Origin of the sequence: Flavobacterium sp. (genome assembly GCF_039916025.1) — a bacterium.
In the GTDB taxonomy this organism is placed as follows: Bacteria; Bacteroidota; Bacteroidia; order Flavobacteriales; family Flavobacteriaceae; genus Flavobacterium.
Genome location: NZ_JBDSMB010000070.1, coordinates 20830 through 41945 on the forward strand (window position 1 = coordinate 20830; position 21116 = coordinate 41945).

Consider the following 21116-nt stretch of genomic DNA (forward strand, 5'->3'; position numbering starts at 1 on the left):
CACGATATTTATATTTTAACAAATAAAAAACTTACAAAATACATTTCTTACAAAATAATCAACTATGTTTTTTATAAATTGTTCTGACTATTAAAATTCTGTTGTAATGCTTATCTTTGCCAACTTAAAAGAAATTACCATGAAGCTTTCGCAAATTCTTACACTACCTATTCAAAAAGCAGTACAACAATTATTTGATGTTTCAATTGATAAAGTTGAATTTCAAATTACACGTAAAGAATTTGAAGGCGATATTACTATGGTTATTTTTCCGTTATTGAAGGTTATCAAAGGAAATCCTATAGAAATCGGAACTAAAATCGGTAATTACTTAGTTGAAAATATTGAAGAAGTTATCCGCTTTAATGTGGTTTCAGGTTTTTTGAATATCGTTGTTTCAGACGATTATTATCTTAACTTCTTTAACGAAATAAAAGATAATGAGCGTTTTGGTTTTGCTGCTGTTTCTCTAAATGATAAAGCAGTAATAGTAGAATATTCTTCACCAAATACCAACAAACCCTTACATCTTGGTCACGTTAGAAATAATCTTTTAGGATATGCTGTTGCCGAAATCATCAAAGCATCAGGTAAAAAAGTATACAAAACCCAAATCATTAACGACCGTGGAATTCACATTTGTAAATCGATGTTGGCCTGGCAGAAATTTGGCAAAGGCCAAACACCCGAAAGCGAGTGTTTGAAAGGCGATAAACTGGTTGGAAATTTCTATGTAAAATTTGACCAGGAATATAAAGCACAAATTGCAGAATTAATCGCTAAGGGAAAAACCGAAGACGAAGCAAAAAAACAAGCGCCAATAATTATCGAAGCACAACAAATGCTTTTGGATTGGGAAGCTGGAAAACCGGAAATTATGCAACTGTGGAAAACCATGAACCAATGGGTTTATGATGGTTTTGCGCAAACGTATAATAACCTCGGAGTTGATTTCGATAGTTATTATTATGAAAGCAATACCTATTTGTTAGGAAAAGAAGTCGTGCAATTCGGATTGGAAAAAGGCATTTTCGAAAAAGATGCTGATGGTTCGGTTTGGATTGATTTAACGCCTGATGGTCTGGATAGAAAAATTGTATTGCGTTCAGATGGAACTGCAGTTTATATGACTCAGGATATTGGAACCGCAATTCAGCGTGTGAAAGATTTTCCGGATGTTGGTGGAATGGTTTATACCGTTGGAAACGAACAGGATTACCATTTCAAAGTATTGTTTTTGATTCTGAAAAAACTCGGATTTGATTGGGCAGAAGACTTATACCACTTGTCATACGGAATGGTAGAATTGCCATCAGGGAAAATGAAATCCCGTGAAGGAACTGTCGTTGATGCTGATGATTTGATGGAAGAAATGACTGCAACTGCCGGGAAAATTGCTACCGATTTAGGGAAATTGGAAGGATATACATCAGAAGAAAAAGCCAAACTATTCAAAACGATTGGTCTTGGTGCTTTAAAATATTACATCCTAAAAGTGGATCCAAAGAAACAAATCCTTTTTAATCCTGAAGAATCGGTTGATTTTGCTGGAAATACTGGTCCATTTATTCAATATACTTATGCCCGTATTCAGTCCATTTTGCGAAAAGCAGATTTTGATTTGAATTTTATAGCTAAATTGGAATTGCATCCAAAAGAAAAAGAATTGTTGAAACAAATCGAACTTTTTCCTGAAGTAATACAAAATGCTGCCAACAATCATTCACCAGCTTTAGTTGCCAATTATACTTATGAATTGGTCAAAGAATACAATTCGTTTTATCAATCTGTTTCCATTTTGGGAGAAGAAGATATGACGAAGAAAGTTTTCAGAGTTCATCTTTCCAGAAAAGTTGCTGAAACTATAAAATCAGCATTCAAACTACTGGGAATTGAAGTTCCCGAAAGAATGTAATTAGAAACTCAATTTCACATTCACATTTGGAGTCAATTCAAGAGCATACGTATCGATACTCTCGACAGTATTGTCTGTTGAATTAATTCTGTAAAATTTATTAATGCTGTTTTTAGTGTTGAAAAGATTTAAAACCGAAATATTAGTTTGCAATGTTATTCCTTTATCAAGTTTCCAGTCTTTTGATGCAGAAAAATTGACCTGAAAAAAATCTTTAAGTCTGGCATTATTTGGCGAATTATACACAATCTGATTGTCAGAATCCAAAGTTGTGGATTGTGGTGTTGTTATAGGTTTCCCGGTATGCCATTTTGAACCCAATGCCAATTTGATAGTTTTCCATTCATAGATTCCAGCCCAGGAAATGCAGTGTTTTAATTCAAAATTATTAATAAACTCAGTTGGTTCAAGCGATTTAAAGAAATATTTATTGTCATTGTAACTATAACTTAGCCAAGAATAAAATTTTCCGAAATTCTTCTGAATTAAAAACTCTGAACCCAAAACCTGATATTCACCAGCGGTTTTCACAAACTCAAATTGGTTTTGGAATGCCTGACTACTTGTAGTTATTCCAGTGATTTTTTTGTAAAAATTGTCTAAAGAAATAAGCCAGTTATTGTTTTTAAAGATAAAACCAACAGAGATTTGATTGCTTTTCTGAATCGGATTTGTAGTATCATTTGCCAATGTCCATCTTCGTTTTTCGATTCCTAAAAAATCCTGCTGTAAATCGATTATCTGGGAAAGTGTCTGACTTTTTTGCTCGCCAAGGATTTCTAAACGAATTGATTTGCTCAACATCTGGCTAAATTGAACTCTGGGCTCAATTAAGAACGATTTGAATTTGGTAAAATAATTGGCGCGAATTCCGGTTTTTAAAAATGTTTTTTTATTATCTGTTTCAAATACACCTTCGGCAATTAAAGCATGAGTTCGTAATACTTCTTTAATTTTTCTGGAAAAAAGTGGAGAATTGATTTCGTCAAAATTAGTTACGCCGGTTTCATCAAATTGATAGCCATTGTTGAATGTTATCGTTTTTGAAAGCATGTGTGAGTTTTTGATTTGAAAACCTAAATCCAAGACTTTGTTTCCCTGATTCAAAACCTGGTTGTTAAGAATAGATTCGCTTTTTGAAACCAATGAATAATTAGAAATGTAAATTTGAAATTGGGTGGAATTTTTTAAATTCCAGTTTGTTTTCCAATTGATACTTGCGCCAAAACTTTCCTGGCCTAAATCACTGTTTTTGCTTGCATCATTAGTAAATTGATTTAGGAATAACGAATTTTTAATTACAATAGCATCAACAGCAAACTCATTTTTTAAGCCAATTTTTTGTTGGTATTGCGTCGTAAAATCATAAAAATAAAACTTCTCATTTGAATTAAAGTCAACAGTTTGATTGTTATTCAAATTGGTTACAACCGTATTTTGAAAAACTTTATTTCTGTAATTTTTATACGTTGGCGACTTAAAAAAATCGGTTAAAGAACGCCTGCCGGATATGGTAAAACTGGCTTTCCCAGAAGCTTTAATTTTGGTGTAAAATTCGGCACTAATCAAGTTACTGCTAATACTTGAGTTTGTATTTTCAATCGATTTGGAATGAGATGAGATATCAATTACACTGGAGACACTTTCGTCATAAAAAGCAGAACTTCCATTTTTAGTCACCGTAATAGTTTGTGCCAATGATGGATTAAAAGCGGATATTAAACCAAAAAAATGTCCCGTTTGGAACATTCGGATTCCATTCCAAAGAAATAAATTCTGATCGTGTGTTCCACCTCGGACATTGATATTGGAAACGGTTTCGTCTATTGAATTTATTCCGGGAATTTGCTGCAAAGTCTGAAGCACATCGGGTTCAATCAATCCTGGTAAGATTCCGAATTTGCGTGGTTTTATTTCAACTGCTCCGTCTTGTTTTATATAAATTCCGGTTGTCAAATAACGCTGCGTGATGACTTCATCTAATTTTTGGACTATAGGAAAAAGGCTAATTTTTGGGCAATCTGAAACATATAAGTCCTTTGGTTGGATTATTTTTTTTTCAAAATTCAAATGAGATATTTCAATGGGATCGGGAGAAACAAGAGGTAGTTCAAAATATCCCTTTTTATTAGAAAAAACGGTTATATTATTATTCTGGATTTTGATAGTTCCATTTTCTACAGGAAAGCCTGTTTCTGAATCAAACAAATAGCCACATAATGGTTTGTCAAGCTTCCGGTCATTATAAATGGAATAATAAACATCACTTATTTTTTTAAATTTTAATCCAGTCTGTAATTGGATAGCCTCTATTTGTTCAGTTAAGGTTAAATCAGGTTTTGGGGAAATTATTTTGTAGATGACTAATTCTTCATCAATATAATTGAATTTAATATTGTGTCTTGAACTGATTTCCTCCAAAACTATTTTCAATGGAATACCATCCTTATCCTGCTGCGCATAGCTTAGCATGAAAAAGAAAAAGGATATTACAGAAAAAAGATATTGCTTTGAAAACATTAAAAATCTACTAAGATAATTTTATCAGTATCTAATTTAGAGATTTTTAAATGAAATATAGAAGTAATTACTTCTAAAGCTGCTTTACGGTCATTTGATGGTAAAGTACCGCTAAAAAGCTGAGAATTTTCTCTGCAGTTTAAAACAATTTCAACAGTGTATTGTCTTTCTAACTCATCAACAATAGTTTGAAGTTTTTCTTTTGTGAAAACAATCTGATTGTCTGTCCATTCTGGCTTTGTAGTGGTAATATTTTTTCTTTCGAAGTAGTTTTTATCAAAAGTTACCAAAGTTCCTTTGGTTATAATTACTTCTGTATTGTTATAGTTTACTTTAACTCTTCCTTCGTAGCAAGTCACATCAAACCTATTTTTTCTGGCTTTAACATTGAATTGCGTTCCTAAAACTGTTACAGTTCCAAGATTTGTATTGACTTGAAATTTCTTTCCGTGCGCTACTTTAAAATAGGCTTCACCATCTAAATCTAATTTCCGGTTGTTATCCCAATTCCATTTTTTGTATTGAATTTGAGAGCCACTATTCAAAACAATTTGCGAATCATCAGGCAAAACAAAATTTGTTTTTTGACCGTTTTGCGCAACTTCTGTTGAAGTAATTGTAGTTCTAAAGAAAAAAGTTAAAGATAACAGCACAACAAAAATGGCCGCAATTTTCATCCATTTGGATTGATAAAACGGAATAACTTTAGGTGTAGCTTTTTTATGATTTATAGTGTTTCGGTATAATAAATCAGCATCAAAATCGGGTGCTTTCAATTGACTTGAATAAGCAGCAATTTTGGCGTAAGTAGCATATTCGGGAATTTTTTGAAAAGTTTGTTGTTCCTTTTCAGTCATTTCTCCAGCCAACCATTTGGCTAATTCGTAATTTTCTTCCTTTGCATCCATTTAATTAAAAACATTTTAAATTTAAAAAACCCTACTTGAACTGTTCAATTTCTGTTCGTAGAGAAACTAATGCGCCATGAATTCTTTTTTCTACAGCCTTAACGCTGATATCGAGCATAATTGCAATTTCGTGATATTTTTTGCCTTCAATTCTATTTAAAAGAAAAGCAGTTCTTTGTGCTTCGGTAAGTTTCGCTATTGCTTTTTCCAGTTTTTGTTTGAATTGTTTTTCTTCCAATAAATATTCCGGATTCAAATTAGTTCTATCATTACCGGTATTGCTTTGAACATATTTTAAAACGACTTTTTGATGTGCTATTTCATTTAATGAATTGTTATTAGCAATAGTATATAAGTAGGATTTGGCTTTTTCTAAAGGTACTTTTTTGCAATTTTCCCATAGCTTTATAAATGAATCCTGAGTAACATCATTTGCTTTTTCCTCATTTCCAAATTTGAAATACAAGTAATTTCGTAAAGATTTTACGTTAGCTTTAAAAAAACTTGAAAAAATTAATTCTTCACAAATGCCATTAGAATTGGTTTCTTCCATTTAATTTTCTGAATTATTCGAGAGTTTAAATTTAATTTTTTTTTCTTTAGTAGGGTTTTTTATTGCAACTTTGTTTTGAATATATCAAATCGCACATGATATTATGAAAAATTGTTGCTTATTATTGCTTTATCTGTTTATGTTAGTGTTTTTTTCGTGTCAGGACGAAACGGAAACTATTGCGCTTAATACTCAGAACAGTTTTGCTAAAACTTCACCAATATCGTCATTAATAAGCAGAGTGTCCCAATATGAAACTACAGCCGACAACGTTTTAGACGGAACCAGTAACTGTAGTATAAAACTGCCTGCTCATGTAACAATAGATGGTCAATATGTTTATGTAGTTTCGGAAGCTGATTTTCAAACGGTCCAGGATGTAAAAAATCAAAGCACTACTGACGATGATAAAGTTCACTTTGCTTTTCCTATTACAATGGTATATCCTAATTATTATGAGCATATTGTAGCAACCGAAGCAGAATTTGAAACTATAATGGCAGGTTATGGTGATGATAGCCCTTATCATGACATTTCTTGTATCGATTTTAATTATCCAGTTTCAATTAATATTTATAATACAAACAATCAGATAGCTAGTTCAATAGCAATTCAAAATGATAATCAGCTGTACAATTTTGTAAATAACCTTACAACTGATGAAATAGTTGGTTTTGTATTCCCGATAACATTAACAAATTCAAACAGCGAAACTATTAACATTACTAACAATTCACAACTCGAGTCAGCTATAGAGAATGTTATTGATGATTGTGACAGTACGAGCTCTGGAACTTTGGTCTTATCCGATGTTTTGACCAGTGGTTCTTGGTATGTTTCCTATTTTTATGGAGATGGTTATGACGAAACGAATTATTACAACGGTTATAATTTTAACTTCAATTCTGGCGGTTTTTGTACTGCAATAAAATACAGCGTTACCACTAATGGTGATTGGGACTTACATGATGAAAGTGGCTATCAAAGATTAGACTTACATTATGACGGTTCAGCTTTAGATGAAATGGAAGAAGGCTGGAAAGTGCTTGAGTACACAGAAACCTTTATAAGGTTAAAACATGAAAGTGGCGGTGGAACGGATAATCACTACTTGAATTTCACCAAAAACTAAATCTAGACTAATAATGAAATTCTTTCATAAGAAGTTTTTAAATCAAGAAGAAAACGCTACCGATAACTCAGAAAGCATCACGTCAAACAACAAAACAAAAATTAATTATTTTGTAAATCAGTTTTTGATATGGAGTTTGATAGTTTCAGTAGCACTCTTTATTTTAAAATTTGTTTTATAAGTCGGTAATAATTTTAAAAAACTTTTAAACCAGTCATTGTGCTGGTTTTTTTATGTCTAAAATTTAGCTAATTAATTATTTTTTGTGTTTTTAAGTAGGGTTTTAATATCTCAATTTGTTTAGTTGTTATAAATCAAAAAATAACAATTTCAAATTAACCGCCATGCCAATCAAAATATTTAAAACCCTAGGAATATCAATTGTTATTATCGTCATTTCTTTTTTTTCGGTACGCTATTATATATACAATGCGGGTAAAAGAGACATCCAATCTGAAGATACAGCATTCGCAGTTTCCTCTAAAGCAATTGTAACTGAATTCACTTCAAACACTGCAGCTTCAAACAAAAAATATCTTGAAAAACCTATAGCCGTTTCCGGAATTGTAACTTCAGTAAGTGACAAAGAAGTGATTTTAGATAATTCGGTAAACTGTAATTTTTTAACTGCTTCTAATTCGCTTAAAAAAGATCAAAAAGTAACTATCAAAGGAAGAGTAGTAGGCTATGATGACCTTTTGGGCGAAGTAAGGCTTGACCAATGTAACCTATTCAAATAATCAATAAATTTTAAAATGAAGTTAATCAAAATTGCGCTTTCAGCTTTATTGCTGTTCGCCTTTACCACAGTAAATGCACAAGATGAATTGATGAAAGAACTCGATTCTGTTCCAAAAGGAAATGAAGCAGCATCGGCCGCTTTCAAAGGATTACAGATTTGTAATATGCAGTCAACTAAATTAGCAGCCAAAGGGGAATTTTATTTTTTGGTTTCTCACCGTTTTGGAGACTTAAAAAATGGCATCAATAATTTCTTTGGTTTAGATAATGCCTTAACCAAAATTGGCGGAATTTATGGTGTTACCAATTGGCTCTCAATTGGCGCATCAAGACACACTTATCAAAAAACATATGAACTTGCCATAAAATACAGATTGGCAAACCAACAAGTTGATGGTTTTCCTGTGACTATTGTTGGATATAACACCATGGATATCAATAGCGAATTAGATAAAAAATTATATCCGGGATTAAAATTCAATAACCGTTTAGCATTTACATCTCAAGTATTGGTCTCAAGAAAATTTTCTAATTCCTTTTCTGGTGAATTAGCAGGAATCTTTGTCCACAAAAACTTATACGATGGATTGTTAGACCAGAAAAATATTTATTTAGTTGGTGCAGGAACACGCTATAAAGTAGCAAAAAGATTGAGTGTTAATCTTGAATATGCAGCCCGATTAAATTTGCCGGAAGGTAGCAGTTCGCCATATAAAAACCCGCTAACAGTAGGTTTAGATATTGAAACCGGTGGTCACGTGTTTCAATTGGTTTTCTCAAACAGCCAACCAATGAACGATGTTGCCATATTCTCGAATGCTGGTGGAGATTGGGGAAAAGGAAGTCTTTATTTTGGATTTAATATGTATAGAGTATTTTAATTAAAAAGTTATGAAAAAAATAAAAATAATATTGGTAGCGTTAGTCGGAGTTTTAATAGTTTCCTGCGATTCAACCACGGTACAAGAAATTCAACCTGTAGTTACAAACCCAACATATAACTCAAACATTAAAGCAATAATGAGTGCAAAATGTGTGTCTTGCCATAGTTCAAATGGACAAAATCCAGCGTTGACTAATTATGCCGAAGTTAAAGACGCCATTGAAAACGGAAGTCTGGAATGCAGAATTCAAAATGATTGTGGAGCAATAATGCCACCAAGCGGTAAAATGCCACAAGTATTTATTGATATGATTAACAATTGGAAAGTGCAGGGATATGTTGAATAATAAATTTAAAAATATGAAAAGAATAACCGTTTTATTTGTAGCACTTCTTATAGGAAGTACCGTTTTTTCACAAAAGATGATTACCCGCTCAGGAGAAATCAAATTTGATGCAACAGTACCCGGAGCAATGGATGAAGTTATTGGAACTAACAAAACTGTTTCTGCCATTTTTGATAAATCAACAACCGAATTGGTCATCTTAGGATTGGTAAAATCGTTTAAGTTTAAATCAGCTTTAATGGAAGAACATTTCAATGAAAACTATATGGAAAGCGATAAACTTCCTAAAGCGACTTTTAAAGGAAAAATTTTAAATTATGATGCTAAAGCCGGAAGCTACGATGTAGAAGGCGACTTAACAATTCATGGAATTACCAATAAAGTCAAAACCAAAATAACAACAGTTAATGATTCTGGAAAAATGGTTCTTTCCGGAGTATTCAATATAAAACTTTCTGATTATAAACTTGATGTGCCTTCATTGGCTAAGAAAACTTTGTCAGAAAATGCAAAAATATCATTGAAATTAGCATTGGAAAATAAATAAATTAAGAATATAATTAATTAAAACATGAAAAAAGGATTAGCAATAAACATAGCCATAGCCATTCTATTACTATTTGTGTCACATTCGTATGCACAAACGGCAGGAACTTTAACAATGACTTATAATCAGCCGCAACCAACGTCTCCATCATTAAACCAAGGTGTTAAAAATGTGTATGCAGTTTGGATTGAAAATAGTACAGGAACATTTATCAAAACGAAATACCGTTTTACATCAACATCAACAGATGATCACTTACCCACTTGGGCAAGTAAATGTGGTTGCACAAGTACTTCAGTTGCTACAGGAACAGCATGCAATACTACTGATGCTGTAAGTGCAGCAACCAGAACAGCTACCACTTCACCAACAGCTTTTGGCTCTAAAAATGTTACTTGGGATGGGAAAAATGTTGTTGGTGCCACTAACGGAACAAATGTCGTTGATGGAAGTTATAAGGTTTGGGTAGAAAGTTCATGGAATGATGGTTCCAATAATATCCATAATGAAATCAACAGTTTTGCCTTTACAAAAAGTAATGTTATAACCCATATTACCTATAACGGTGATACTTATTTGAATACAATTGTCATTGATTGGGTTCCAACAGCGTTAGGATTGAACGACATTATTAACAGCGAACCGGCTGTAACTATTTATCCGGTTCCGTCAACTGGAATTTTCAATATCGATTTGAAAAATGAAGTAAATGATATTAAAGTTTATAATTTATTGGGGCAAACAGTTTATTCAAAGAAATTTGAAAACAATAATGCCACAACTACAAAACAAATAGATCTTTCGGGTTTATCTGATGGGAATTATGTATTTAGCTTAACAAATGAGAATGGAATTTCAAATTATGAAGTTATATTGAAGAAATAATGTTTGGTTTTTTTTGAGATGAAAGCATCTGCAGGCAAGCTTGTGGATGCTTTTTTTATTCGGCTTCTTTCAAAATAGATTTTAATCCATTGGTTTCATATTCCTGATAGTTTCCTTTTTCATCAGAATAAATTAAATAGGCTTGTAGTTCTGGATGCGAAGCTAAAAACAGCTTTGCTTTTTCTAAGCCCATAACTAAAACTCCGGTTGCATTAGCATCAGACGAAATACATTCTTTAGCAAATATCGAGGCACTTAATAAATTATTTTTTGTTGGATAACCTGTTTTTGGATCAATATGATGTGCATATTTTACACCGTTTTCAATGATGAACCTTCGATAATTGCCGGAAGTGGCAATCGCTAAATTCTCTAATGAAACCAATGCTTTTAAGTCATTTGTGGTTTCTTTATTGTCAATTGGTTTTTCTATTCCAACAGTCCAATTACTGCCATCCAATTTTTTGCCTTTGGCATAAACTTCACCACCAATTTCAACAATGTAAGCAGTAATTCCTTTTGAATTCAAAAACTCTGAAACAACATCAACCGAATAACCTTGAGCAAAAGCATTAAAATCCAATTGCACTCTTGAATCTTTTTTTACAATATGTTTGCCTTTCAGTTTGATTAAATCAAAACCAACAAATTTTAAAATGCTGTCGATTTTTTTAGGTTCAATTTTTTGTTTTTTTCCTGGGCCAAATCCCCAAGCATTTACCAATGGATAAACTGTTGGGTCAAAAGCACCATTTGTATTTTTCCAAACTTCTTTTGCTTTTTTGAAACAGGCAATAAAGTATTTGTCAACTTCAACATTTTTTTGATTCGAATTTATTCTCGAAATAATCGAATTTTGAATATAAGTAGAAACCGATAAGTCAAAATCTTTTAGAATTTGAACTATTTCTGGTTTGAAATCTCTATTGGCTTTATCAAAATAAATGATGTGATAGGTTGTTCCTTGAGCTTCACCTTCAATTTTCACAGGCTCTTTTTGAGAATATGCAATACAGGAAAGAAGTAAAAAAATAAGGGTTGGTTTGATTTTATTCATTAGTGATAGATTACTTTAATTAGTAAAACAGTCATTTGATAGAAAACCCTATTAACTCTTTTTTTAAAATTGAAGTAGGGTATTCTTATTGTTTTTTGTTTTAATAAAAGAGCTCGCACTCAAACAAAATTTAAAAAACTAAAACCTTAAACGCTATGAAAAAACTAATTTTAATTCCAGCCCTTTTTTGCCTCTTTATGTTAAATGTAGCTTCAATGTGCAGTTCGGATGATAGTTCATCTTCTTCAGCAGATCCAACTCCGGTAATTAATACAGCCACCAGCGGCACATGGAAAGTTACCAGTTATGTAAGTTCAGGAACAGATGAAACTAATCATTTTACAGGCTACAATTTTACATTTGCTTCTGGAAATGTATTGACTGCAACAAATGGAACGAACACTTACACAGGAAATTGGTCAGTAACTTCAGATGATAGCAATGATGATAATCCAAGCAGCGATTTAGATTTTAATATTGCGTTTGCTACTCCAACTGATTTTGCTGATTTAACAGATGATTGGGATGTAGTTAGTCATACTGCTACAACAATTTCTCTAATAGATGTAAGCGGTGGAAATGGAGGTACAGATATTTTGGTCTTTACCAAGAACTAATGAGAACATGAAAAAGAAATAATGTTAAGTTTGTTTCTTTAAGCCATTCCGATATACTGGAATGGCTTTTTTTATTAGTTCAATCATAAAAGTTCGAAATCAAATCCTTAAATTTGCACTTCATTAAAACAAGCTTGCCATTATGTTCAATAATTTAAGTGATAAACTAGATAAAGCTTTCCACATCCTAAAAGGGCACGGAAAAATTACAGAAGTCAACGTAGCAGAAACTTTGAAAGAAGTTCGCCGTGCTTTACTTGACGCCGATGTTAATTTTAAAATCGCCAAAGATTTTACCACAAAAGTTAAAGAAAAAGCTATTGGTGAAAATGTACTAACAACATTACAACCAGGACAGTTATTGGTTAAAATCGTAAAAGACGAATTAACCGAATTAATGGGTGGAGATGCAACTGGAATTAACCTTGGTGGAAATCCAACCGTGATTTTGATGTCGGGTTTACAAGGTTCAGGGAAAACAACTTTCTCCGGAAAATTAGCCAATTATCTTAAAACCAAAAAGAATAAGAAACCACTTTTAGTAGCTTGTGATATTTACCGTCCAGCGGCGATTAATCAGTTGCACATTGTTGGAGAACAAGTTGGTGTTGAAGTGTATTCTGAACCGGAAAATAAAAATCCAGTTGATATTTCGCTTAAAGCAATCGCTTACGCAAAAGCAAATGGTTTCAATGTGGTGATTGTCGATACGGCTGGTCGTTTAGCTATTGATGAGCTGATGATGAACGAAATTGCCAATGTTCATGCTGCGATAAAACCGCAGGAAACTTTGTTTGTGGTGGATGCTATGACTGGGCAGGATGCGGTAAATACGGCTAAAGCGTTCAACGACAGATTGAATTTTGACGGAGTTGTTTTAACAAAATTAGATGGTGATACACGTGGTGGAGCTGCAATTTCTATTAAATCTGTAGTTGATAAACCAATCAAATTTATTGGAACCGGTGAAAAAATGGAAGCTATCGATGTATTCTATCCGGCTCGTATGGCGGAAAGAATTCTCGGAATGGGAGATGTTGTTTCTTTGGTAGAAAGAGCTCAGGAACAATATGATGAAGAAGAAGCCAGAAAAATCCAAAAGAAAATTGCCAAAAACGAGTTTGGTTTTGATGATTTCTTATCCCAAATCCAACAGGTAAAAAAAATGGGTAACATGAAAGACTTAGTCGGAATGATTCCCGGTGCCGGAAAAGCATTGAAAGATGTTGAAATTGAAGATGATGCTTTCAAGCACATTGAAGCCATTATCCATTCAATGACACCAAAAGAAAGAAGCAAGCCTACGATTATCGATATGAAAAGAAAAACCAGAATCGCTAAAGGTTCTGGTAGAAAAATAGAAGAAGTAAATCAGCTGATGAAACAATTCGACCAAATGAGCAAAATGATGAAAATGATGCAGGGTGGCGGCGGAAAGAATCTGATGAAGATGATGGGTGGAATGAAATAAGATGTAAAGGCGCGATGTATCGCGTCTTTTTTTATAAACAACAACGACACAAAATGAAATTATTAGACGGAAAAAAAATCTCTGCAGACATCAAAGCCGAAATCACGGCTGAGGTTAACAAAATGAAAGCCAATAAAGAGAAAGTTCCACATTTGGCGGCAATAATTGTAGGGAATGATGGTGCGAGTCTGACTTATGTTGGAAGTAAAGTTAAAGCCTGTGAATTAGTCGGATTTGAATCGACTCTAGTTAAAATGCCAAGCACGACATCAGAAACAGAACTTTTGAAAAAAATAGAACAGCTTAATCAGGATGACAATATTGATGGCTTCATTGTTCAGTTGCCTTTGCCTGATCAAATTGATACACAAAAAATATTGATGGCAATCGACCCTAGTAAAGATGTTGATGGTTTCCATCCTGAAAACTTTGGTAAAATGGCTTTGGATATGACGACTTTTATTCCGGCAACACCATTCGGAATTTTAGAATTGTTAGAAAGATACAATGTTGAAACCAAAGGAAAACACACTGTCGTCATTGGAAGAAGCCACATTGTGGGCAGACCAATGAGCATCCTGATGGGAAGAAAAGGTTTTCCCGGAAATTCAACAGTTACACTTACACATAGCTATACTAAAAACATTGCCCAAATAACTACACAGGCCGACATTATTATCACGGCACTTGGTGTTCCAAATTATCTGAAAGCCGAAATGATTAAAGATGATGCAGTTATAATCGATGTTGGAATTACACGTGTTGCCGATGAAACTGACCCAAGAGGCTACCGAATTACCGGCGATGTAGATTTTGATGCGGTTTCAAAAAAAGCATCCTATATAACGCCTGTTCCCGGTGGAGTTGGGCCAATGACAATCGCAATGCTACTTAAAAATACGTTATTGGCACGAGAGCAGAAAAGACACAGACTAGAATAAAAAAAATCCTGAGTTAAAGCTCAGGATTTTTTTTTATAAGTTTCTCTATTTTTTATACTTTTAAACCTTCTTAATTGCAATCTATGAAAACGAAAATTAGCCTTTTATTGACAGTTTTATCATTTGTCTATACCCAGGCGCAGGCTCCGGCAATACAATGGCAAAAACCTTTGGGAGGTACCAATAATGAGGGTGCAGCTGCTATTCAAAAAACTCCCGATGGTGGATATGTGACGGCGGGTAGCAATACCTCAAACAATGGAGATGTAACGGGAAATCATGGAGGTTATGATTACTGGATAGTAAAACTCGATGCTATAGGAAATATACAATGGCAGAAATCATTGGGAGGCTCCGGTGACGATGTTGCAGATGCTATTCAAACTACTGCCGATGGAGGCTATATAGTTACAGGTTATAGTAATTCAAACGATGGAGATGTAAGCGGGAATCATGGAAATCAAGATTGCTGGGTGGTAAAACTCGATACTACCGGGAATATACAATGGCAGAAATCATTTGGAAGTTCAAATGGTGATGCAGCATTTTCTATTCAACTTACTTCCGATGGAGGTTATGTAATGGTAGGATATAGTTCTCAAAATGATGGAAATGTAACCGGAAATCATGGTGGCCCCGATTATTGGGTTGTAAAACTCGATGCTGGCGGGAATATGTTATGGCAGAAATCCTTAGGAGGCTCTGCTGATGATGTTGGACAATCTGTTCAAACCACTTCAGATGGTGGTTATATAGTGGCAGGTTATAGTTCTTCAAATAATGGAAATGTAACCGGAAATCATGGGACTACTGATTATTGGGTTGTAAAGCTTGACGCGTCAGGTAATATACAATGGCAGAAATCTTTGGGAGGTTCGAATACTGACTATGCACAAGCTATTCAAACTACATCTGATGGAGGTTATATAGTAGTAGGCAGCAGCTTTTCAAACAATGGAAACGTCACAGGGAATCATGGCGGGATTTCTGATTTCTGGGTGGTAAAACTCAATGCTACAGGAACTTTACTATGGCAAAAATCTTTAGGAGGTTCAGATGCTGACTATGCACAATCTATCCAAACAACATCTGATGGCGGTTGTGTAGTAGCTGGTTATAGTTATTCTAACGATGGAGATATAATTGGAAATCATGGCAGTAGTGATTGCTGGATAATAAAACTAGATATTACAGGAACTAAACAATGGCAGAAACCATTGGGAGGTTCAGGTGAAGAGAGTGCTAACTCTATTCAAAACACTTCAGATGGGGGATATGTAATAACTGGCTTTACTAATTCTAATGATGGAGATATAACCGGAAATCATGGTGGTCTGGATTGCTGGGTAGTAAAACTAGCCCCTGATGCGTTAGCTACGCCTGCTTATGAAAAGCTGGACATGGTTATTTTCCCAAACCCCGTTTGTAATGCATTGCAAATCCAAACCCCTGCTAATAAAACAATTACAGCAGCTAAAATAATAGCTATAAATGGACAAGTTATTCTTGAAACCCAAAATAGTACTACTATAAATGTTGAAAACTTAGCGAAAGGGATTTATATTCTGGAGGCTTACTCGGGTGAAGAAAAATATACCAATAAGTTTGTAAAAGAATAAATATCTACACTTTTAAAAACAAAAAATCCTGAGCTTTAACTCAGGATTTTTTGTTTTTACCGTTTTTATATTGAACCTTTTCGACAACCTGAATTTTTTGTGCAGATTTTTTATCTTTTGGATTGAAAGGTTTAGCTCCGCTCCGTTCGGCTTTGCCTCGGGTCTTGTTAGCGTCTGTCTTAGGTTTAGGTTTGTACTCGGTGTCAGGCTTAAAGGCTGCCTTTGATTTTTCAGCAACATTTTTCTTTACAACTTCCTGATTTTGCCTGATAACATCCATTGCATTCTTTGGATTTTCTTTCGTACCGCGAAGATGAATTACCAATCCGTTAAGGAAATTACGCAATACCTGGTCACCACATTCCATAAAATCGGGATGATCCGCATTGCGAAAAAGATTCCCTATTTCACCTTTCGACATTCTGAAATCTACTAATTCAAGGATTTCTACAATTTGGTCATCACGCAATTGTAGAGCCACACGTAATTTTTTAAATATATCGTTGTTATTCATAATTGTATTTTTTTATTAATCCAAACTTTCAACTTTTCCCTTTTTCATTTAAAACAGCCAAAGGTAAGCCTTTTTAAAACTATGGCGCCACAATTTTTCATTGTGCTGTCCGCCTTTGACGATTACTTCCTTGTTTAGTTTTTTACATTCGCAGCGTTTGGTATTCACCCAACGCTCTACGTTTTTCATATCGCGAATAACATCATCATCGCCTTCATTATCTCCACACAGGAAATAAACTTTGGTATGAAACTCTTTAGTTTGTGCCAGTAAATCATTTATTTCATTTCTGCCAAACCAAAAAGAAGGCGAGAAACAACCAACTTTCCCAAATACTTCAGGATATTTTATCGCAGCGTAAAACGAAACCAATCCGCCAAGCGAGCTTCCCATGATTGCGGTATTTTTTGTGTTAGTCTTAGTCCGGTAAGTTGCATCCACTTTTGGTTTCAGGGTCTTGACAATAAAATTCAAATAATCATCGGCTTTGCCGCCACCGTATTTAGTATTTTTATAAGGAGTCAGTTCATCGATTCGTTTGTCGCCACCATGTTCAATTCCGATGACAATAACCTGAGCATTGATGCTATCCAATGTTTCGTCAACATTCCATTCGCCATAAGCTGAAGTTGTAGCATCAAAGAGATTCTGACCATCGTGCATGTAAATGACTGGGTATTTTTTTGTAGAAGTAGTGTAATTTTTTGGCAGATATACCCAAATCTTTTTTGAAGTATTTAGTTGTGGTGCATCAATCGTAAAGGTAGAAACCTGTTTGCTTGCAGTGCTTTTTTGAGCATTTGTGGTGCAAAGAACAAATAAAAAAAGTAATGTTAAAATCTGTTTCAAAGTGGTAATTGTTAGATTTATTCTTCAGCTGTTTTGTCTTTAGCTTCGCTCTGTTCTCCCGAAGCTTCGGGATTGCCTCGAGTCTTTTTACCTTTTTTGTCTTTTTTACCGCTCTTAGCTTCTGCTATTAAAACTTTATATTTCTCTTTTTGTTCTGCGTTCAAATAAGAATTGATAATAATTTCAGTTCTTTCCGTCAGTGCTTTTATTTCTGTTGTTTTATCCACATCAGAAATTTCTTTTTTGACAACAATATCTATATTCTTAATGCTTGATGCAATTTCATTTTTTATGGCTATAGCCTGAAGTTCATCCAGTGTTAACTCCGTTTTTAAGTTGGCAATAATTCTCTCTACCTGCTTTGCTTTTGCTTTTTGAATATCTTCGGCTGAAGGCTTTGCCGGAGTAGAATGATCTATATCAAGTTCCCTGTTGCTACCGCGGCCATATCGGTTATAATTATAATAATCATTGTTTTGAGAAAAGGCACTAACTGTAGTAAGCAGCAAGGCAAAAAGAGCAATTTTAAAAGTGTTCATGAGCTCAAAAATTTAATGTCGTAAAAGTAACAAAAATAATTCTTTCACCATTTTTAAAATCAATGTTGAAACATAAAAAATACATTTCAAATCAATAATTTATCACTATTCCATAAAAAATTATATTTTAGCTAAAAAATTATAATAACCGCATGAACGATTACAAAGAAAAATTGGCCCTTTTATCCGATATGATTGCTTTTTCTGTTGTTGATGGGAGATTGCATGAAAGAGAATATCTTTTCTTAGCCATGATTGCCGAAGAACTTCAGGTTGATAAAGGCGATTTCAAAAACCTGTTTCATCAGGAAGAATATCCTGCTGTCATTAAATCAGAATTTGAACGTATTCAGCAATTCTATCGTTTGGCTTTGTTGATGCATTGTGATGGCGTTTTGCACGAACGCGAGCATATCAAAATTCACGAAATTGGCATTAATATGGGACTTAATCCACATGCTATCAAACGCGTTTTAAAAGCTATGGAAGCTTCTCCAACCAAATTGATTTCTGCTGAGTTTTTACTGGAAGTATTTCAGGAGCAGTTGAATTAGTTTTCTGGCAATTTTTTCTCAAAAGCTTTACGGATTCCACCTCTAAGCATCACTTCTCCGCAATAGGTATAGCCTAATTTTTCAAAAATTTTCAGCATCGGAATATTGTCGAAATTAGTATCTACTTTGACACTAAAGATATTTTCCTTTAATGCAACTTCTTCCGTTGAAAGCATCATCTTTTGTGCTAGACCTTTGCCAATATAGTTATCCGAAACGGCTAGTCTGTGAACTACAACAAAATCAGAATTAGTCAACCAATTTCCTTCTAGGTTATCATAGGCAGGTTCGTCATTTATTAAAATTGCAGTATAACCTACAATACTATCTTCATCAGTTAAAACATAGCCAAAACCACTTTCAATATCTTCCTTTATAACACTTTCATTTGGATAGCCATCCTGCCATTGCTGGCTTCCATCGTTTTTTCTGCGGACGATTGCCTGCTGAATGATTTCCCATATCTGAGGAATATCTTTTACGGTGGCTTTTCTAAAGTTGTAATTCATATCAAATTTTTTCCTGCAACATCTTAATCTCATCACGCAGTTTGGCAGCCTGCATAAAGTCTAATTCCTTGGCTGCTTTTTCCATAGCTTTTCGGGCATCACGGATTTTCTTTTCTATTTCGGGTTTGGATAAATACAAGCTTTCATGTTCAGCAGCTTTGGCAATTTTGTCTTCAAAATATTTTGTGGATAGCGAGTTATTGCCCAAAGCACTTCCCAGGCTTTTGTTCAACGCTTTTGGTTCTAATCCGTGCAAAGTATTATAAGCAGTTTGTTTTTCGCGACGGTAGTTGGTGTCGTCTATGGTTTTTTGCATGCTGTTGGTAATCTTGTCGGCATACATAATCGCTTTTCCGTTTACGTTTCGAGCGGCACGACCAACTGTCTGCGTAAGCGAACGATGGCTTCTTAAGAAACCTTCTTTATCAGCGTCTAAAATTGCTACAAGTGATACTTCTGGTAAATCCAAACCTTCACGCAATAAGTTCACGCCAATCAACACATCAAACAAACCTTTACGTAAATCCTGCATGATTTCCACACGCTCCAATGTGTCGACATCGGAATGAATATAACGGCAACGAATCGAAACTTTGGTTAAATATTTGGTCAATTCTTCCGCCATACGTTTGGTTAAGGTTGTCACCAAAACACGTTCATCGGCTTCACAACGCACTTGTATTTCTTCAATCAAATCATCAATCTGATTCAGGCTTGGACGCACTTCTATAATTGGATCCAATAGTCCTGTTGGACGAATAACCTGTTCAACATATATTCCTTCCGATTTTTCCAATTCATAATCGGCAGGTGTTGCCGAAACATAAATAACCTGGTTCTGCATGCTTTCAAATTCCTCAAATTTCAACGGACGATTGTCCATTGCAGCAGGCAATCGAAAACCATATTCGACTAAGTTTTCCTTCCTACTTCTATCGCCGCCATACATAGCATGAACCTGCGAAATCGTAACGTGACTTTCGTCGACAACCATCAGATAATCTTTTGGAAAATAATCCAACAAACAGAATGGTCGGGTTCCCGGAAGACGTCGGTCTAAATAGCGGGAATAATTCTCAATTCCGGAGCAATAGCCCAATTCGCGAATCATTTCTAAATCGAAATTAGTACGTTCTTCCAAACGTTTTGCTTCGAGATGCTTTCCTATTTCCTTGAAATAATCGACTTGTTTTACCAAATCCTGTTGTATTTCCCAAATGGCAGATTGCAAAACATCGGGCGAAGTCACAAACATATTAGCCGGGTAAACATTCAGATTGTTGAATTTTTCTAAAACCTTTGAAGTCTTGGAATCGAATGATTCTATTTCTTCAATTTCATCTCCAAAGAAATGCACACGATAAGGCTCGTCGCCATAACTTGGATAGATATCAACCGTGTCGCCTTTAATTCTGAAATTTCCCGGAGTAAAATCGGCTTCAGTTCTTGAGTATAAACTTTGAACTAATTTGTGTAATAGTTTGGTACGCGAAATGATTTCTCCTTTAGCAATCGAAACGACATTCTTTTGAAATTCTACCGGATTTCCAATTCCGTATAAACACGAAACAGAAGAAACAACAATAATATCACGACGTCCGGAAAGCAGGGCAGAAGTGGTGCTCAAACGCAGCTTTTCTAATTCTTCGTTTATAGATAAGTCTTTTTCGATATAAGTTCCTGTAACCGGAATAAAGGCTTCAGGTTGGTAATAATCATAATACGAAACAAAATACTGAACTGAATTCTCTGGGAAAAACTGCTTGAACTCAGAATATAATTGAGCCGCCAAGGTTTTATTATGCGCCAAAACCAAAGTCGGTTTATCAATGTTTTGTATCACATTGGCAACGGTAAATGTTTTACCCGAACCGGTAACTCCGAGTAAAGTTTGGTATTTATCACCATTGACAATTCCAGCAGAAAGTTTCTCAATAGCTTGAGGTTGATCGCCGGTTGGTTTGTAATCGGATACGACTTGGAATTTCATTGGAAGTACGAGGTTAGAAGTGCGA

21 protein-coding genes are annotated in these 21116 nt (G+C 34.4%); 12 read left to right on the forward strand and 9 right to left on the reverse strand.

What is annotated here, in order from left to right; all coding sequences use genetic code 11:
• Positions 1–139: 139 nt before the first annotated feature.
• Positions 140–1915 carry an arginine--tRNA ligase gene (argS, locus tag ABIQ27_RS04305; protein ID WP_348032419.1) on the forward strand — a complete coding sequence of 592 codons (1776 nt, stop codon included), beginning with the start codon at positions 140–142 and terminating at the stop codon, positions 1913–1915.
• On the opposite strand, the gene ABIQ27_RS04310 is transcribed toward argS, so the two are convergent.
• The 3 genes from ABIQ27_RS04310 to ABIQ27_RS04320 are packed head-to-tail and all read right to left on the reverse strand — an operon-like array spanning position 1916 to position 5896.
• A complete protein-coding gene (locus tag ABIQ27_RS04310) occupies positions 1916–4435 on the reverse strand; it encodes a TonB-dependent receptor (RefSeq protein ID WP_348032372.1) in 2520 nt (839 codons plus the stop codon).
• Complete coding sequence (locus tag ABIQ27_RS04315) at positions 4435–5343, reverse strand: FecR family protein (RefSeq protein WP_348032374.1); 909 nt, start codon at positions 5341–5343, stop codon at positions 4435–4437. Before ABIQ27_RS04315 ends, ABIQ27_RS04310 begins: the two co-directional genes overlap by 1 nt.
• 31 nt (positions 5344–5374) lie before the next feature.
• Positions 5375–5896 carry a sigma-70 family RNA polymerase sigma factor gene (locus tag ABIQ27_RS04320; RefSeq protein WP_348032376.1) on the reverse strand — a complete coding sequence of 174 codons (522 nt, stop codon included), beginning with the start codon at positions 5894–5896 and terminating at the stop codon, positions 5375–5377.
• A 103-nt stretch (positions 5897–5999) separates the two neighbouring features.
• Between ABIQ27_RS04320 and ABIQ27_RS04325 the strand changes: the two genes are divergently transcribed.
• The 6 genes from ABIQ27_RS04325 (at position 6000) to ABIQ27_RS04350 (ending at position 10431) form a co-directional block, all read left to right on the forward strand.
• Positions 6000–7028, forward strand: a complete 1029-nt coding sequence (locus ABIQ27_RS04325) for a hypothetical protein (RefSeq protein WP_348032377.1) — start codon at positions 6000–6002, stop codon at positions 7026–7028.
• 344 nt (positions 7029–7372) lie between these two features.
• Positions 7373–7768, forward strand: a complete 396-nt coding sequence (locus ABIQ27_RS04330; protein WP_348032378.1) for a hypothetical protein — start codon at positions 7373–7375, stop codon at positions 7766–7768.
• A gap of 15 nt (positions 7769–7783) precedes the next feature.
• The gene (locus ABIQ27_RS04335) at positions 7784–8650 is read left to right on the forward strand and encodes a DUF5777 family beta-barrel protein (protein WP_348032380.1); all 867 of its coding nucleotides are present in this window, start codon (positions 7784–7786) and stop codon (positions 8648–8650) included.
• A gap of 10 nt (positions 8651–8660) precedes the next feature.
• The gene (locus ABIQ27_RS04340) at positions 8661–8999 is read left to right on the forward strand and encodes a cytochrome c (protein ID WP_348032382.1); all 339 of its coding nucleotides are present in this window, start codon (positions 8661–8663) and stop codon (positions 8997–8999) included.
• Positions 9000–9012: 13 nt separating this feature from the next.
• Positions 9013–9546 (forward strand): YceI family protein, encoded by a 534-nt coding sequence (locus tag ABIQ27_RS04345; RefSeq protein WP_348032384.1) that lies wholly within the window; start codon positions 9013–9015, stop codon positions 9544–9546.
• A 24-nt stretch (positions 9547–9570) separates the two neighbouring features.
• Positions 9571–10431: a T9SS type A sorting domain-containing protein gene (locus ABIQ27_RS04350; RefSeq protein WP_348032386.1), complete on the forward strand. Its 861-nt coding sequence runs from the start codon at positions 9571–9573 to the stop codon at positions 10429–10431.
• 55 nt (positions 10432–10486) lie between these two features.
• Here the strand turns inward: ABIQ27_RS04350 and ABIQ27_RS04355 are convergent, their stop codons facing one another.
• A complete protein-coding gene (locus ABIQ27_RS04355; RefSeq protein WP_348032388.1) occupies positions 10487–11488 on the reverse strand; it encodes an FAD:protein FMN transferase in 1002 nt (333 codons plus the stop codon).
• Positions 11489–11643: 155 nt separating this feature from the next.
• Here ABIQ27_RS04355 and ABIQ27_RS04360 point away from each other — a divergent pair, with 155 nt between their 5' ends.
• The 4 genes from ABIQ27_RS04360 (at position 11644) to ABIQ27_RS04375 (ending at position 16136) form a co-directional block, all read left to right on the forward strand.
• Complete coding sequence (locus ABIQ27_RS04360; protein ID WP_348032389.1) at positions 11644–12105, forward strand: hypothetical protein; 462 nt, start codon at positions 11644–11646, stop codon at positions 12103–12105.
• 142 nt (positions 12106–12247) lie between these two features.
• Positions 12248–13576, forward strand: a complete 1329-nt coding sequence (gene ffh, locus ABIQ27_RS04365) for a signal recognition particle protein (RefSeq protein WP_348032391.1) — start codon at positions 12248–12250, stop codon at positions 13574–13576.
• Between the two features lie 53 nt (positions 13577–13629).
• Entirely contained in the window at positions 13630–14517 is an 888-nt protein-coding gene (locus ABIQ27_RS04370; RefSeq protein ID WP_348032392.1) for a tetrahydrofolate dehydrogenase/cyclohydrolase catalytic domain-containing protein, read from the forward strand.
• Between the two features lie 83 nt (positions 14518–14600).
• Positions 14601–16136, forward strand: a complete 1536-nt coding sequence (locus ABIQ27_RS04375) for a T9SS type A sorting domain-containing protein (RefSeq protein ID WP_348032394.1) — start codon at positions 14601–14603, stop codon at positions 16134–16136.
• A gap of 40 nt (positions 16137–16176) precedes the next feature.
• On the opposite strand, the gene ABIQ27_RS04380 is transcribed toward ABIQ27_RS04375, so the two are convergent.
• The 3 genes from ABIQ27_RS04380 to ABIQ27_RS04390 are packed head-to-tail and all read right to left on the reverse strand — an operon-like array spanning position 16177 to position 18038.
• A complete protein-coding gene (locus tag ABIQ27_RS04380) occupies positions 16177–16650 on the reverse strand; it encodes a DUF1456 family protein (RefSeq protein ID WP_348032396.1) in 474 nt (157 codons plus the stop codon).
• Positions 16651–16698: 48 nt separating this feature from the next.
• Entirely contained in the window at positions 16699–17499 is an 801-nt protein-coding gene (locus ABIQ27_RS04385) for an alpha/beta hydrolase-fold protein (RefSeq protein ID WP_348032398.1), read from the reverse strand.
• Between the two features lie 17 nt (positions 17500–17516).
• Positions 17517–18038, reverse strand: coding sequence for a hypothetical protein (locus tag ABIQ27_RS04390; protein WP_348032399.1), 522 nt, complete (start codon positions 18036–18038; stop codon positions 17517–17519).
• A 152-nt stretch (positions 18039–18190) separates the two neighbouring features.
• Here ABIQ27_RS04390 and ABIQ27_RS04395 point away from each other — a divergent pair, with 152 nt between their 5' ends.
• Entirely contained in the window at positions 18191–18592 is a 402-nt protein-coding gene (locus ABIQ27_RS04395; RefSeq protein ID WP_348032401.1) for an excinuclease ABC subunit B, read from the forward strand.
• Here the strand turns inward: ABIQ27_RS04395 and ABIQ27_RS04400 are convergent.
• Together ABIQ27_RS04400 and uvrB are read right to left on the reverse strand one after the other, a co-directional pair.
• A complete protein-coding gene (locus ABIQ27_RS04400) occupies positions 18589–19101 on the reverse strand; it encodes a GNAT family N-acetyltransferase (RefSeq protein ID WP_348032403.1) in 513 nt (170 codons plus the stop codon). The genes ABIQ27_RS04395 and ABIQ27_RS04400 overlap by 4 nt on opposite strands.
• Before the next feature lies 1 nt (position 19102).
• The gene (gene uvrB / locus ABIQ27_RS04405) at positions 19103–21091 is read right to left on the reverse strand and encodes an excinuclease ABC subunit UvrB (RefSeq protein ID WP_348032405.1); all 1989 of its coding nucleotides are present in this window, start codon (positions 21089–21091) and stop codon (positions 19103–19105) included.
• Positions 21092–21116: the final 25 nt, after the last annotated feature.